The sequence below is a fragment of the Rhodococcus sp. PSBB066 genome (genome assembly GCF_017068255.1).
Taxonomy (GTDB): Bacteria; Actinomycetota; Actinomycetes; order Mycobacteriales; family Mycobacteriaceae; genus Rhodococcus; species Rhodococcus aetherivorans.
The window spans coordinates 4,788,872-4,803,221 of the sequence record NZ_CP070859.1 but is presented as its reverse complement, the minus strand read 5'-3'; the positions used below and the strand labels follow the sequence as shown (position 1 = coordinate 4,803,221).

Below are 14,350 nucleotides of genomic sequence, written 5' to 3'. Positions count from 1 at the left end.
TAGTGCCGGCTACCGAAAACGCGCACGGCTGGTCAGTGGTGGTATTCGCCGCAGTTCACGTCCAGGCACTGGCCGGTGACGGCCCGTGCCAGCGGGGAGGCGAGGAAGATCACGGCGTCAGCCACCTCCTCGGTGGTGGGCAGGCGTTTGAGGTCGGTGCCCGCCGCGGTGTGCTGGTAGATCTGTTCGACGGTGGTGCCGTACTTCTCTGCCTGGTGCTCGAAGTACGCCTTCAGGGTTTCTCCCCAGATATAGCCGGGGGCAACGGAATTGACTCGGATTCCGTGAGGGCCGAGCTCGGTGGCGAGGGACTGTGACAGCGCGAGCAGGGCCGACTTGGCCAGCTTGTAGCTGCCGTAGCGCTCCTGCGAGTGTCGCAGCACCATCGAATTGATGTTCACCACCGAGCCCTTCGTCTCGGTCAGGGCGTCGGTGAACAGTTGGGTCAGGCGCAGCGCGCCGAGGACGGTGAGTTCCACGCTGTCGCGGATGTGCTGGAAGTCGGTGCGTGCCAACGGTTTCATCGACGGAACCGAGAAAGCGTTGTTGACCAGGGTGTCGACCCGGCCGAACTCGCGGAGGGCCGTCTCGACCAGCCGGGACGCGGAGCCGGTGTCGGTGATGTCGGTCGGGACGGACAGGGCGCGCCGGCCCAGGGCGGTGATCTCGGCCGCGACGTCGTCGAGGCGGGCGGCGGTGCGGGCGGCGAGCACGACGTCGGCGCCGTGCTCGGCGCACCGCACCGCAAGGGTGCGGCCGAGTCCGGGCCCGACGCCGCTGACCACGACGGTCTGTCCGGCGAGCAGGGGGCTCGGGGTGGTGGTCACGGCGCTCACCCGAGCATCCGGTCGGCGATCGCGGTCTGGCGAGCGGCGATCCGCGCGGACCACTGCTGGGGCGTGACCCGGTTGTGGTCGAGGAACGGCAGTGCCGCGGCCAGGTCGTCGAACGGGACCACCCGGGCCGTCGGGCCGTCCGCGGTCGTGAGGTCGCGGGAGAGGCGCTGCCAGCGGAACTGCAGGAACCCGCGGCTGCGGCCCAGGGTCTCGACCCAGTTGGCGACGCCGGGATTGCGGGCGGAGACGACCATGCGGATCATCCCGTCCGGATCGACCTGGGCCTGTGTGTTGTTCAGCGACGTCTGGTGGTGGATGTAGTCGAGCGAGATGTACCAGAGGCTGCCCAGCTGGAAGCCCTGGTAGGGCGCGTCGGAGGCGGGGACGGTGAGGATCATCGCCTCGTCGTCGCGCAGGTCGAAGTGCCCGACGGACGAGTACTGGGTGGCCAGGCCGCCAGGCGTCGGCCGCGGTTCGGTGACCGTGTTGACCGGAAGGTCGAGGTAGAACCACTGCGGGAACTGCAGCCACGTCCGCACCCGGGACACGAGCGCGCGCCCGGCCCGCCGGTAGCGAGCGGCGGCGTCGTCCTGCGTCGGCTCGGGCGGCGGTGTGCCGAGCGCGTCGACCCGGTCGATGCGCAGGGTGCCGCGCCGCTGGGACCAGTCGTTGTAGACCTCCCGGACGACGAGCTGGGACGAGCCGGGGGCGAGGGTGAAGTAGTTGTTTCCGGGGTCGGCAGGGCCGGGACCGAACCGGGCCTCGAAGGTGCCGTCGTCGGCGATGCGCAGCTCGCGGTCGTCGAACGCGGTGACGTTGCCGGGTACCTCGGCGTCGGTGTAGTTGCCGGCGAGCACCTGGAAGCTCAGGTCGCAGGTGGTGCCGCGGCGGCCGGTGACGACGTACTCGGCGTCGTCGCGGATGCGCGCCCCGAAGTAGAGGGTGTCGGGGTTGTCGAGCCCCATCTTCGTGTAGGGCCCGGTGCCGGTGACGAACGTGGGGTGGGGGCTCTCGGCCGCCCACGCCGAGTGGACGCAGGCGGTGATCCCGCCGGCGAGGTAGCGGTACCCCTCGACCAGGTCCTGCTCGGTGCGGATGTGCGGCGCCGTCGCGACGAGCTTCTCGGCCTCGGCGATGGCGGATGTGAGCGGATCGGTGAGCACACGATCTCCTTGCGGTTCAAATATGTACCGGTGCGGTAGGCTCTCGGTGCAGCGACGATAGAACGTGTTCCAAGGAGGCGTCAATGACCGAGGCCGCCGCGACGTCGTCCGCTCGGCGTTCGCCGCCGACCGATCGGGTCGTGCAGGTCCTGGACCACCTGGTCGCGCACCCGGAGACCCGGTTCGGGCTCTCCGAGCTGGCGCGCCAGCTGGGCATGAGCAAGCCGACGTGCCTGGGGATCCTGACCGCCCTGACCGAGGCCGGCTACCTGATGCGCCATCCCGCGGACAGGACGTACGGCCTCGGTCCCGCGCTGATCGTCGCGGGCCGCGCCGCGCAGCGCGGCTTCGCCGTCGGTCCCGTCACCCACCGGCACCTGGCCGCGCTCGGCGCCGAGTTCGGTGCCACCTGCGCCGCGTCGGCGGTGGTGGGCGACCGCATCGCGGTCCTCGACGTCGCCGGGGCCGATCCGGACGGTGCCGGGGCGCGGGTGGGAGAGGTCTATCCGTTCGCGCCGCCGGTGGGCCTGATGTACGTGCTGTGGGACTCCGACGAGCGGCTCGAGCAGTGGCTCGCGCGCGAGCCGACGCTTCCGGTGCGGCTGGACCGGGACCGCCTGCGGGACGTGGTCGACGAGTGCCGCACCGCGGGATACCTGGTCGAGTCGCTCACCGCGGGCGGGCGGCGGTTGCACGCGCTCATGGCGGGCGTCGCGGCGCACGACCTGCCGTCCGAGCTGCGCGAACTGCTGGGGGAGATGGTGTCCAGCCTGGGGGAGCGGGTGCTGCTGACCGGGGCGGAACCGGCCGACGCCGAGCATCCGGTGAACCTGCTCGCCGCCCCCGCTTACGACGCGGACGGGCGGCAGTCGGTGGTGCTCACGCTCCACGTGGGCGCGACCCTGGCCAACCGGGAGATCGCCCGGCGCGGGGCGGCCCTCGTGGCCACCGCCGAGGCCGTCACGCGCGAGCTCGGCGGGCGTCGCCCGGCCCGGTGACGCGGGCGTCGCCCGGCCCGGTGACGGCCGGGTGTTGCGGCCCCGGGGGACCGAGCGAATGGATCATGCCGTCGGTCTGATCGAGTGGGCGATACATTCGCTCGCACCCCGCGAGGCGTTGACCCGGAACTGAAACTCGTTCTATTGTTCGGGGCGAAACCTTTCGACCGAGCCGGTACATATTTGGACCGGCGCTCGTGAGCTGGAGCCCCGATGACCCTCACGCCGTCGTACGAACTGTCCCTGCTGCGCGCGCTCGAGGCCGAGTCCGTGCACATCTTCCGGGAGGTGGCGGCCACCTTCGAACGTCCCGTGCTGCTCTTCTCCGGAGGCAAGGACTCCGCGGTGATGCTGCACGTGGCGGCCAAGGCGTTCTGGCCGGCGCCGATCCCGTTTCCGGTGCTGCACATCGACACCGGCCACAACTTCCCCGAGGTCCTCGCCTACCGCGACGCCGAGGCGGCCCGCCGGAGGGTGCGCCTGCTGGTCGCCTCGGTGCAGGACGACATCGACGCCGGCCGGGCCGTCGAGGACGTCGGCCCGCGCGCGAGCCGCAACCGGCTGCAGACCCGAACGCTGTTGCGCGCCATCCGCGAAGGCGGATTCGACGCGGTGTTCGGCGGCGCCCGCCGCGACGAGGAGAAGGCCCGCGCCAAGGAACGCGTGTTCTCCTTCCGCGACGAGTTCGGGCAGTGGGATCCCAAGGCGCAGCGTCCCGAACTGTGGCAGCTGTACAACGGCCGGCACCGCCGCGGTGAGCACATCCGCGTGTTCCCGCTGTCCAACTGGACCGAACTCGACGTCTGGAACTACATCCGCGACGAAGGCATCGAGCTGCCGTCGCTCTACTACGCCCATCGCCGCACCGTCGTCGAGCGCGACGGAATGCTGCTGGCGCTCAACGAGTTCCTCGCTCTGCTGCCGGACGACGAGCCGCGCGACGCGCTGGTGCGGTTCCGCACGGTGGGCGCCGCCACCTGCACGGGGTGCGTCGAATCCGCCGCCGCCACCCCCGACGAGGTGGTCGCCGAGGTCGCCGTCAGCCGCGTCACCGAGCGCGGCGCCACCCGCGCCGACGACCGCATCTCCGAGGCCGGCATGGAGGACCGCAAGAAGGAGGGCTACTTCTGATGACCCGGTTGCTGCGCATCGCCACCGCCGGCAGCGTCGACGACGGCAAGTCCACGCTGATCGGCCGGTTGCTCCACGATTCCAAGGCCGTGCCCGAGGACCAGCTCGACGCCGTCGCCCGCACCAGCCGCGAGCGCGGCATGGACACCCCCGATCTGGCGCTGCTCACCGACGGACTGCGGGCGGAGCGGGAACAGGGCATCACCATCGATGTCGCCCACCGCTACTTCTGTACCCCGCACCGCGCCTTCGTCGTCGCCGACACCCCCGGCCACGAGCAGTACACCCGGAACATGGTCACCGGCGCCTCGACCGCCGACCTCGCCCTCATTCTCGTCGACGCCCGCAAGGGCATCGTCGAACAGACCCGCCGGCACGCCTTTCTCGCCAGCCTGCTCGGCGTCCCCCACCTCGTGCTGTGCGTCAACAAGATGGACCTGGTCGACTGGTCGCAACAGCGCTTCGACGAGATCTGCGCCGAATTCTCCTCGTTCGCAGCCAAACTCGACATCCACGACCTGACGTTCGTGCCGGTGTCGGCGCTGCTCGGCGACAACGTCGTCACGCGCACCACCACCATGACCTGGTACGAGGGCGCCTCGTTGCTGCACCGTCTCGAGCAGGTGCACGTCGACTCCGATCGCAACCTCATCGACGCGCGATTCCCCGTCCAGTACGTGCTCCGCCCCGGTCACGGGGAGCACCGCGACTTCCGCGGCTACGCCGGCACCGTCGCGAGCGGGGCGTTCGCCCCCGGCGACGAGGTGGTGGTGCTGCCCTCGGGCTACGGCACGCGCGTGCGCGCCGTCCACGGACCGGGCGGCGACCCGGTGCCGAGCGCCTTCGCGGGCAGCGCCGTGTGCCTCGAACTCGAGGACGACCTCGACGTGAGCCGCGGTGACATGCTGTGCCGCCCGGGGAACCGCCCGCTCGTCGGGCACGAGCTCGACGCGATGGTGTGCTGGCTTGCCGAGGGCCCGGGTCTCGCACCCGACGCCACCTACACCCTGCTGCACACCACCAACGCCACCGCCGCGCACGTGGTGCGGCTCGACTACCGGCTCGACGTCACCACCCTCCACCGCGACGGGACGGCACGATCGCTGACCCTCAACGAGATCGGACGGGTGCAGCTGCGGACCCGCCGTCCCGTGCTGTTCGACCCCTACCGGCGCAACCGGACCACCGGCAGCTTCGTGCTCGTCGACGACGCGACCGGCAGCACCGTCGCCGCCGGGATGATCACCGGACCCACCCTCGCCGCCGCCCCCGTCGTGTGGCACGCGGCGGAGGCGACCCGCGCCGAACGCCTCTCGCGCGGCGCGACGGTGTGGCTGACCGGCCTGTCGGCGTCGGGCAAGTCCACCGTCGCCGCGGCGCTCGAGCGGCGCCTGCTCGCGGCCGGTGTCCCGGCCTACCGGCTCGACGGCGACAACCTGCGCCACGGCCTCAACGCCGACCTCGGCTTCGGGCCGCGGGACCGCGCGGAGAACGTCCGGCGCGTCGGCGCGGTGGCGCAGCTGATGGCCGACGCGGGCCTGGTGACGATCTGCGCGCTCATCAGCCCGTACCGGTCCGACCGGGACCGGATCCGCGAGCAGCACCGGGAGGCCGGGCTGCCGTTCCTCGAGGTGTTCGTCGACACCCCACTCGCCGACTGCGAGGCCCGCGATCCGAAGGGCATGTACGCCCGGGCCCGGGCCGGGGAGATCACCGGGTTCACCGGTATCGACGACCCCTACGAGGCGCCCACCCGGCCGGACCTGGTGCTGCGGCCGCAGGACGGCGATCCGGTCGCGCAGGCCGGGCTGGTCATGGAATTGTTGGCCCCATGACCGATGACGCCGCCCTCGCCGCCGAGATCGCCACCGCTGCAGGCGAACTGTTGCTGACCGTCCGCGCGGCCGAGGCCGACACGCTCACCGGTCGCGAACTCGGCCGCCGCGGCGACCGCGCCGCCGATACGTACATCCTCGAGCGGCTCGCCGCCGAGCGCCCCGGCGACGCGGTGCTCTCGGAGGAATCCGCCGACGATCCGGTGCGGGTGCACGCGAAGCGGGTGTGGATCGTCGACCCGTTGGACGGGTCCAAGGAGTACGGCATGCCGGACCACGAGGACTGGGCCGTGCACGTCGCGTTGTGGGAGGCTGGCAGGGGTATCACCGCCGCCGCCGTCGCTCAGCCGGCCGTCGGTGCCGTCTACGGCACCGACGACGTCCGTCCCGCCGAACTGCGGCCGCTGGCCGGCCGACGGCCCCGGATCGTCGTCAGCGGCAGCCGGCCGCCGGTCTTCGTCGCCGACGTCGCCCGGGCCGTCGGCGCCCACGTGGTGCGGATGGGTTCGGCCGGGGCCAAGGCCATGGCGGTGGTGCGTGGCGACGTCGATGCCTACGTGCACGCCGGCGGGCAGTGGGAGTGGGACTCCGCGGCGCCGGTGGGGGTCGCGCAGGCGGCGGGGCTGTACTGCGCCCGCATCGACGGCAGCGAGCTCGAGTACAACCGCCCCCACCCCTACATGCCGGACCTGGTGATCTGCCGGCCGGACTGGGCGCCGACCCTGATGGCCGCGATCGCCGAGCATGCCGGCGCGCCCACCGACAGCGCCCGCGTCGCCATGGCCCGCTCCTACATCCGCTCCCTCGTCGGACACGACGCATCACACGTGCGGCTCGCGGCCGACGCGTGGCGGGTCGAGAACGGCGTGCGCACCGGCGACAGCGGCGTCGAGATCCGCGACCGGCTCGAGCAGGGCCCCGAGTACCGCTCGATCCGTCGTGTGCGGGAGCTGACGTTTCGCGAGTGGGACGACAACGTCGTCGCGCGGTTCCTGCTCGACCTCGACGCCGGCGACGGCACCCTCACCGTGGCGGTCACCGAGCACTTCGCCATCCCAGCGGGGGAGATCCGGTCGATCATGGCGATCATCGAGCCGCACGAACCCAAATAGTTTACTGTTTGTGTTCATTGAATGGCTAACGATCGAGTAGCTCGGAGGACCCCATGGACCACGCCCGCGACATCGGCGACGGCATCTACCGCATCCCCGTACCGGTGAGCGACCTGCCGGTCGGCGACACCCAGGTGTATGCGATGGAGTCGCCGCGCGGGCTGGTCCTCGTCGACGTGGGCTGGAACGACGACACGTCCTGGGCCGCGCTGCAGGACGGCCTCGCCGCCGTCGGCGCCTCCGTCGCGGACGTCGAGGGGGTCGTCGTCACCCACTTCCATCCCGACCACGTCGGTCTGACCGGCCGGATCCGGGAGGCGTCGGGCTGCTGGGTCGGCATGCACGAGGACGACTTCGGCCAGCTCGAGCTCATGATCTCCGGCGACGGCAACGCCGAGTGGGAGGCCGAGCAGTGGCGCCGCGCCGGCGCCCCGGACGACCAGATCGCCACCTACCTCGACCGCGTGAACGGGGAACGCGCAACCGGCAAGCCCGACGTCCATCCCGACCGCAAGCTCGCCACCGACGAACGGATCACGCTCGCCGGCCGCACCCTGCGCACAGTGTTCACCCCCGGGCACACCCCCGGCCACGCCTGCTTCTACATCGAGGAGCACGACATCCTCTTCAGCGGCGACCACGTCCTCGCCACCACGACCCCGCACGTGGGCGACTTCGATTTCCCCCTCCCCGAACGCGACGCCCTCGGCGAATTCATCGACTCCCTGCGCGCCGTCGGCACGCTCCCGGCCCGGCGCACCCTGCCCGCGCACCGGCAGCCGATCGACGACCTCGCGGCCCGCACCGACGCGCTCGTCGAGCACCACGAGCGACGCCTCGACGATCTGTACGCGGCGTTCGGCGACGAGGAGCTGACGCTGTGGCAGGCTGCCGAGCGGATGACGTGGTACCGCCCCTGGGACCAGACTCCGCCCACGGGCAAGCAGATGGCGCTGTCCGAGGCCTCGGCGCACGTGCGGCACCTCATCGAGAGAGGCCGGGCGCGCCGGGTCCCGGGCACCGATCCGGCGCGCTTCGCCCGGGCCTGACGGAAGGAACCGCATGACCCCCGACGAGCTCGTCACCGAATTCTGCCGCCGTTGGGCCGATCCCGACCCGGCCGTGCTCGCGTCCTACTTCACCGACGACGCCGTCTACCACAACATCCCGATGGAACCGGTGCGCGGGCGCGCGGCGATCGAGGAGTTCATCGCCGGGTTCGTCGCCTCGTTCGGCGGCATCGATTTCCGCATCCGGCACCAGGCTGTCCACGGCGGCGTGGTGCTCAACGAGCGGGTCGACGTGTTCACGCTCGGGGGACGGACCGTCGAACTGCCGGTGATGGGGACTTTCGAGGTCGTCGACGGCAGGATCGCCGGCTGGCGCGACTACTTCGACATGGCGCCGATCACCGAGGCCGCCCAGCAGGATCCGGCGGACTGACACCCGGTCTCGCGGTCGTCGGCCGCAGGTGACCGAGTTGATCCGGCCGTGGGAGAGTCGGTGCATGCACGCAGTGAGTGCCGATGCTCCCGGGAGTCGGGCCGAGGTCCGTGACGTAGCCGGGCCCACGGCATGAAGGGGAATTCATGACGCTCTCCCCAGGCGGGCGGATCGGCCTGGCCGGAGCTGCGGTGGTCGGAGTCGCTTTCGGCATGGCCCGCTACGCCTACGGCCTGACACTGCCCGATATCCGGGAAGACCTGCGGCTCTCCGAGCTGGTGCTCGGCCTCGTCGCCAGCGCAACGTTTGCGGGCTACCTGGCCGGTCTGTTGCTCGCCGGACGGCTCGCCGCTCGCCGCGGGTCGCGCGCGCCGACGACAGCGGGCGGGGCCTGCGGCGCTGCGGGGGCTGTGATCGTGACTTTCGCGCAGTCCCCGGGGCTGCTTGCCGTCGGTGTCGTTTTGGCCGGCAGCGCCGGTGGCTGGGTCTGGGCGCCTTACTCCGACATCGTGACCCGATCGGTGCCCTCGCGGCAGCAGCCCCGAGCGTTGGCGATCATCACCACCGGCACCAGCGGCGGACTGGTGCTGCTGGGCGCGCTGGCCGTCCTGGCTGCGGTGGGCTCGTGGCGCCTGGTGTGGGCCGGCATCGCCCTCGCTGCCGTGGCCGCCGCACTCGTGAACCTGCGCCTGGTGCCGCGGACCGGGTCGGCCCCACGTCCGGAGAGGCGAGCCGGTGCCTCCTCGCTGGTGGCAGCGCTTCGGGTCCCGGCAGCCTACTCCGTTGTCTACTTCGCGGTCGTGGTCGTCTACTTCACCTATGCCGCCGACGTCCTGGACAGCGGCACCCTCCCGGCGGCGGCCGTCCCGGCTCTCTACGCGGCCCTCGGTCTCACCGGCATGGTGGGGGTGGCGACCGGAACCCTCGCGCAGCGACTGGGCAGCGTCCGGGTCGCCGCGCTGTGCCTTGCAACGGTCGGTGCGGCGCTGGTGCTGCTCGGGCTGGCCGGTGGCTCCGTAGCCGCGACCGCACCCTCGGCGGGCATCTTCGGCATGGGGTACATGACAGGATCCGCGGTGCTCGCGGTCTGGACCGCCGAGCTGGTACCCGAGCGCGCCGGTGCGGCGTTCACAGCCTGCCTGGTCGTGGGAGCCCTCAGCTCGGTCGCAGCACCGGCTCTCGCCGGTGCCGCGATACCCGCTCTCGGTCTGGGGTCGCTGCTCGTCGTCACCGCGGCGGTGTCACTGCTCAGCGTGGTGGCGCTGATGCTGTACGGGTTCTCGCACGCGGCGGCAGTCGGTGACATCGGACGATGAACACAGAATCTCTGGGCGTGGACGATGCGCACATCCTGCTTCGTGACGAGTCCGCGTTTCACAACACCTGGTCTCGACGTCCTGCCGCTCTGCGCCAGGTCCGGGCCGCAGAACGGGAACGGCCCCGCGTCGCACTGCGACGCGGGGCCGTTCCCGTGGTGCCCTCGGCAGGATTCGAACCTGCGACTTCTTGCTCCGGAGGCAAGCGCTCTATCCCCTGAGCTACGAGGGCGTTCCGGACTCCACCGGTTGCTCGGTGGGGCGGGAGTTAGCGTAGCGCATTGTCGGCGATACGCCACATCGCCTGGTCGGAGGGGGTTTCTCCGGCGCTCGTCGGGTGTCCGGCAGGCACGGATGCGCCGTCCGGGAGGAACTCTTCGGCGAGTGTTTCCCGGAACGGCCGGCGTGGGCCACCCGCGCGGGGCAGGCTCGAACACGAAACCGGACGCACACCTGCAGGAGAGGACCGTACGTGGACGCAGGACCCGACACGGCAACCCGCACCGGACCGCTGAGCCGAGAGGAGCTCGCCGCGCTCGACACCTGGTGGCGAGCCGCGAACTACCTGTCGGTGGGGCAGATCTACCTCATGGGCAACCCCCTGCTGCGCGAGCCGTTGCGTCCCGAGCACATCAAGCCCCGGCTGCTCGGACACTGGGGCACCACCCCGGGGCTGAACTTCGTCTACGCCCACCTCAACCGGGCCATCGTCGCCCGCGAGCTGGACATGATGTACGTGATGGGCCCCGGCCACGGCGGGCCCGGGCCGGTCGCCGCAGCCTGGCTCGAGGGCACCTACAGCGAGATCTACCCCGACGTGTCCCAGGATGCGGACGGCATGGCCCGGCTGTTCACCCAGTTCTCGTTCCCCGGGGGGATTCCCAGCCACGTCGCCCCCGAGACGCCCGGATCCATCCACGAGGGCGGCGAGCTCGGGTACGCCCTGTCGCACGCCTACGGGGCCGCGTTCGACAATGCGGACCTGATCGTCGCTGCCGTGGTGGGTGACGGCGAGGCCGAGACCGGCCCGCTGGCCACCAGCTGGCACTCCACCAAGTTCGTCGACCCGCGCCGGGACGGCGCCGTGCTGCCGATCCTGCACCTGAACGGGTACAAGATCGCCAATCCGACCGTCCTCGCCCGCATCGAACACGAGGAACTCGAGCACCTGCTCCGCGGCTACGGCCACGATCCGGTATTCGTCGAGGGCTCCGATCCCGAGCGCATGCACCAGGCGTTCGCGGCGGCCCTGGACCACTGCGTCGATGCGATCCTCGAGATCCGGCGCCGCGCCCGCCGCGACGGGGTCACCGAGCGACCGCGCTGGCCGATGATCGTGCTGCGTTCCCCGAAGGGCTGGACCGGACCGAAGGAGGTCGACGGTCTCCCGGTCGAAGGGTACTGGCGCTCGCACCAGGTGCCCTTCGCCAATGCCCGCGACGACGAAAGCCACCGCAAGATTCTCGAGGAGTGGCTGCGCAGTTACCGGCCCGAGGAACTGTTCGACGACCACGGTGCCCCCGTGCCCGCGATCCGCGACCTGCACCCGGCGGGCGAGCGGCGGATGAGCGCCAACCCCCATGCCAACGGCGGGCCGCTCGTACGAGACCTGGCGTTGCCGGACTTCCGCGACTACGCCGTGCCGGTCGAGGCGCCCGGTATCGGCAGCGTCGAATCGACCCGCGTGCTCGGTACCTTCCTGCGCGACGTCATGCGCGAGAACGCGACCACCTTCCGTGTGTTCTCCCCGGACGAGAACAACTCCAACCGCCTCGGTCCGGTCCTCGAGGCCACCGCACGCACCTGGAACGCCCGCATCCTGCCCACCGACGACCGGCTCGCCCCCGACGGGCGGGTGATGGAGATCCTGTCCGAGCACACCTGCCAGGGCTGGCTCGAGGGCTATCTGCTGACCGGCCGGCACGGCTTCTTCTCCTGCTACGAGGCCTTCGTCCACATCGTCGACTCGATGTTCAACCAGCACGCCAAGTGGCTGCGCACCACCAACGGCATCGACTGGCGCCGGCCGATCCCGTCGCTGAACTACCTGCTTACCTCGCACGTGTGGCGGCAGGACCACAACGGCTTCTCGCACCAGGACCCGGGCTTCATCGACCACGTGGTCAACAAGAAGGCCGATGTCATCCGCGTGTACCTGCCGCCGGACGCGAACACCCTGCTGTCGGTGGCCGACCACTGCCTGCGCACCCGGCAGTACGTCAACGTGATCGTCGCCGGCAAGCAACCGCAGCTGCAGTACCTCGATATGGATGCGGCAATCGTGCACTGCACCAAGGGAATCGGGATCTGGGACTGGGCGGGTACCGACAAGGGGGTCGAACCCGACGTGGTGCTCGGCTGCGCCGGCGACGTGCCCACCATGGAAACCCTCGCCGCCGTGGAGATCCTGCTCGAATGGTTCCCCGACCTGAAGATCCGCGTCGTGAACGTCGTGGATCTGATGCGGCTGCAGGACCACACGGAGCATCCGCACGGACTGTCGGACCGCGAATTCGACTCGCTGTTCACCACGGACAAGCCGGTGATCTTCGCCTACCACGGCTACCCGTGGCTGATCCACCGCCTGACGTACCGGCGAACCAACCACGACAACATCCATGTGCGCGGGTACAAGGAGGAGGGCACCACCACCACGCCGTTCGACATGTGCGTGCTCAACCAGATCGACCGGTTCGACCTCGCCATGGACGTCGTCGACCGGGTGCCCCGTCTGCATCCGATCTCCGCGTACGCGCGCGAGCACCTGAAGAACCGGCTGGTCGAGCACCACCAGTTCATCCGCACCCACGGGGAGGACATGCCCGACATCCGCGACTGGGAGTGGGGCCGGGCCGGACGGTAGACACCGACGGGGGACCCGGACGGTACACACCGACGGGGGACGGCCCGGTGGGCCGTCCCCCGTCCGCGGGTCCGGTCGGTCAGTTCATCGGCAGCGGCTGCGCGCCCCGCTCCGCCAGCATCGACGTCATGAGTTCCGACTCGCTGGTCTGGGTGTCGACCATCGTCTGCGCCAGGGTCCGTACCGCCGGCTGGCCCGCGTACTGCGCGCCGTACTCCATCATCGGCAGCCCGCCCTCGTGGTGGCGCAGCATCAGCTGCAGGAACAGCACGTCGAGTTCCGGGCCGGTGGCGCGGCGCAGGTTCGCCAGGTCCTCGGACGTCGCCATGCCGGGCATCCGGCCGGCGCCGCCGCCGTCGGAGTGGCTCGTGCTCCCGTGGTCGTGGCCGGACTCCTCGGTCATCCACGTCATGTAGTCACCGGTGGGCAGCAGCGGCTGCCCCCACAGCGACAGCCAGCCCTGCATCTGCCCGACCTGGTTCTGCTGGGTGGTGAGGATGTCGTACGCGAGGTTGCGCACCCGCTGGTCGCCCGACACCGTCAACGCGACGGTGGCCATCTCGATCGCCTGGCTGTGGTGGACGGTCATGTCCTGGGCGAATCCCACGTCGACGGAGCCGGCGGCCGGCGTCGCCGGCGGCGAGTCCTCGAGCGGGATGCGGGCGAGGAACCCGAGCAGGAAACCGATCGCGACGGCGGCGACGAGACCGAGGATCAGCAGCGCCCTGCGTCGGCCCGTCTCCTGGGGGGTGGGAGTCCCCTGGGCGGTGGGAGCGGAATCGTGCGTCACGTCAGCTCCCCGCCGGGGCCTGCATGTCGGCCGGCACCTGCTCGGTGCCGTCCACCGTGCCGCCGTCCATCGGCACCGCGTCCGGACCGGGGGCGGAGGGATCGAACGGCGGCGGATTGCTCGGGTCGTACGAGCCGGGCAGCGTGGAGCAGCTCGCGCCGACCTCCGGGTAGGCGTAGCGGTTCAGCCGCAGCGACGCGATGAAGTGGTCGATCCGCTCGTCGTCGGCGGCGTCCACCTTCAGCTGATGCCCCCACGACTGCAGGGCGATCGGAGCGTCGAGGCCCGGGTACGGCGACATCATCAGGTAGGACTTGCCGTCCACCTTCGCCGCGAGCGCGTCGACGCCCGCCTGGTCGACCAGGTCGGGGTTGTACGTGATCCACACCGCGCCGTGCTCGAGCGAGTGCACGGCGTTCTCGGTGCGGATCGCCTCCGGGTACACGGTGCCGGTGCACGTGGCCCAGATCGCGTCGTGCGGCCCGCCGAACGGCGGGCTCTGGTCGTACGCGACGCGCTGCGTGGACCCGATGTGCTGACCGGCGGGGTAGTCGACCGTCACGACCCCCTCGATCGCAGTCGACGGGTCCTGATTCGACTCGGACGGCGTCCACTCCGCGAGCGCCTGGGAGTCCTGGTACTTCGGGATGATGCTGGCGGCGATGACCGCGACCAGCGCGACCACCGCGACCACGCCGCCGATCAGAAGCCACGGAATCTGCCGCTGCTTGGGCAGGCCGCGACCGCCGCTCTTCTTCTGGGCGGCCTTGATCGCCTTCGCAGACTTGGCACCGGACTTCTTGCCGGAACCGCCACTTACCGAACCGCTGGGCATCGTTGGGTGCTCTTTCGACGGATGGACA

12 protein-coding genes and 1 tRNA gene are annotated in these 14,350 nt (G+C 70.9%); 8 read left to right on the top strand and 5 right to left on the bottom strand.

The window, feature by feature from the left end:
• Nucleotides 1–32: 32 nt before the first annotated feature.
• Together JYA75_RS21790 and JYA75_RS21785 are read right to left on the bottom strand one after the other, a co-directional pair.
• Nucleotides 33–836 (bottom strand): SDR family oxidoreductase, encoded by an 804-nt coding sequence (locus JYA75_RS21790; RefSeq protein ID WP_029542907.1) that lies wholly within the window; start codon nucleotides 834–836, stop codon nucleotides 33–35.
• Nucleotides 833–1,999 carry a hypothetical protein gene (locus JYA75_RS21785; RefSeq protein WP_168579489.1) on the bottom strand — a complete coding sequence of 389 codons (1,167 nt, stop codon included), beginning with the start codon at nucleotides 1,997–1,999 and terminating at the stop codon, nucleotides 833–835. Before JYA75_RS21785 ends, JYA75_RS21790 begins: the two co-directional genes overlap by 4 nt.
• Nucleotides 2,000–2,082: 83 nt before the next feature.
• On the opposite strand from JYA75_RS21785, the gene JYA75_RS21780 reads away from it, so the two are divergent.
• The 7 genes from JYA75_RS21780 to JYA75_RS21750 all read left to right on the top strand — a co-directional run bounded on the left by JYA75_RS21780 (nucleotide 2,083) and on the right by JYA75_RS21750 (nucleotide 9,834).
• A complete protein-coding gene (locus JYA75_RS21780) occupies nucleotides 2,083–2,997 on the top strand; it encodes a helix-turn-helix domain-containing protein (RefSeq protein ID WP_203329321.1) in 915 nt (304 codons plus the stop codon).
• A 213-nt stretch (nucleotides 2,998–3,210) separates the two neighbouring features.
• Nucleotides 3,211–4,128 carry a sulfate adenylyltransferase subunit CysD gene (gene cysD, locus JYA75_RS21775; RefSeq protein WP_203329320.1) on the top strand — a complete coding sequence of 306 codons (918 nt, stop codon included), beginning with the start codon at nucleotides 3,211–3,213 and terminating at the stop codon, nucleotides 4,126–4,128.
• Nucleotides 4,128–5,963, top strand: coding sequence for an adenylyl-sulfate kinase (gene cysC, locus JYA75_RS21770; protein ID WP_203329319.1), 1,836 nt, complete (start codon nucleotides 4,128–4,130; stop codon nucleotides 5,961–5,963). The genes cysD and cysC overlap by 1 nt, the downstream gene beginning before the upstream one ends.
• Nucleotides 5,960–7,075: a 3'(2'),5'-bisphosphate nucleotidase CysQ gene (locus tag JYA75_RS21765; RefSeq protein WP_029542917.1), complete on the top strand. Its 1,116-nt coding sequence runs from the start codon at nucleotides 5,960–5,962 to the stop codon at nucleotides 7,073–7,075. Before cysC ends, JYA75_RS21765 begins: the two co-directional genes overlap by 4 nt.
• Before the next feature lie 53 nt (nucleotides 7,076–7,128).
• Nucleotides 7,129–8,124, top strand: coding sequence for an MBL fold metallo-hydrolase (locus JYA75_RS21760; RefSeq protein WP_029542919.1), 996 nt, complete (start codon nucleotides 7,129–7,131; stop codon nucleotides 8,122–8,124).
• Between the two features lie 13 nt (nucleotides 8,125–8,137).
• Nucleotides 8,138–8,518, top strand: a complete 381-nt coding sequence (locus JYA75_RS21755; RefSeq protein WP_006940201.1) for a limonene-1,2-epoxide hydrolase family protein — start codon at nucleotides 8,138–8,140, stop codon at nucleotides 8,516–8,518.
• A 146-nt stretch (nucleotides 8,519–8,664) separates the two neighbouring features.
• Complete coding sequence (locus JYA75_RS21750; protein WP_203329318.1) at nucleotides 8,665–9,834, top strand: MFS transporter; 1,170 nt, start codon at nucleotides 8,665–8,667, stop codon at nucleotides 9,832–9,834.
• A 156-nt stretch (nucleotides 9,835–9,990) separates the two neighbouring features.
• Here JYA75_RS21750 and JYA75_RS21745 read toward each other — a convergent pair.
• A tRNA-Arg gene (locus JYA75_RS21745) sits at nucleotides 9,991–10,066 on the bottom strand.
• 240 nt (nucleotides 10,067–10,306) lie between these two features.
• On the opposite strand from JYA75_RS21745, the gene JYA75_RS21740 reads away from it, so the two are divergent.
• Nucleotides 10,307–12,697 (top strand): phosphoketolase family protein, encoded by a 2,391-nt coding sequence (locus JYA75_RS21740; RefSeq protein WP_203329317.1) that lies wholly within the window; start codon nucleotides 10,307–10,309, stop codon nucleotides 12,695–12,697.
• Nucleotides 12,698–12,776: 79 nt separating this feature from the next.
• Here the strand turns inward: JYA75_RS21740 and JYA75_RS21735 are convergent, their stop codons facing one another.
• Both JYA75_RS21735 and JYA75_RS21730 read right to left on the bottom strand, forming a co-directional pair.
• Nucleotides 12,777–13,487: a DUF305 domain-containing protein gene (locus JYA75_RS21735; protein WP_029542924.1), complete on the bottom strand. Its 711-nt coding sequence runs from the start codon at nucleotides 13,485–13,487 to the stop codon at nucleotides 12,777–12,779.
• A 1-nt stretch (nucleotide 13,488) separates the two neighbouring features.
• Entirely contained in the window at nucleotides 13,489–14,322 is an 834-nt protein-coding gene (locus JYA75_RS21730) for a DUF3105 domain-containing protein (protein WP_006944388.1), read from the bottom strand.
• Between the last annotated feature and the right edge of the window lie 28 nt (nucleotides 14,323–14,350).

Bases quoted from the DNA above. Each gene is read 5' to 3' on its own strand.
- JYA75_RS21780 (WP_203329321.1), top strand. From the start codon at position 2,083: ATGACCGAGGCCGCCGCGACGTCGTCCGCTCGGCGTTCGCCGCCGACC.
- cysD (WP_203329320.1), top strand. From the start codon at position 3,211: ATGACCCTCACGCCGTCGTACGAACTGTCCCTGCTGCGCGCGCTCGAG.
- cysC (WP_203329319.1), top strand. From the start codon at position 4,128: ATGACCCGGTTGCTGCGCATCGCCACCGCCGGCAGCGTCGACGACGGC.
- JYA75_RS21765 (WP_029542917.1), top strand. From the start codon at position 5,960: ATGACCGATGACGCCGCCCTCGCCGCCGAGATCGCCACCGCTGCAGGC.
- JYA75_RS21760 (WP_029542919.1), top strand. From the start codon at position 7,129: ATGGACCACGCCCGCGACATCGGCGACGGCATCTACCGCATCCCCGTA.
- JYA75_RS21755 (WP_006940201.1), top strand. From the start codon at position 8,138: ATGACCCCCGACGAGCTCGTCACCGAATTCTGCCGCCGTTGGGCCGAT.
- JYA75_RS21750 (WP_203329318.1), top strand. From the start codon at position 8,665: ATGACGCTCTCCCCAGGCGGGCGGATCGGCCTGGCCGGAGCTGCGGTG.
- JYA75_RS21730 (WP_006944388.1), bottom strand. From the start codon at position 14,322: ATGCCCAGCGGTTCGGTAAGTGGCGGTTCCGGCAAGAAGTCCGGTGCC.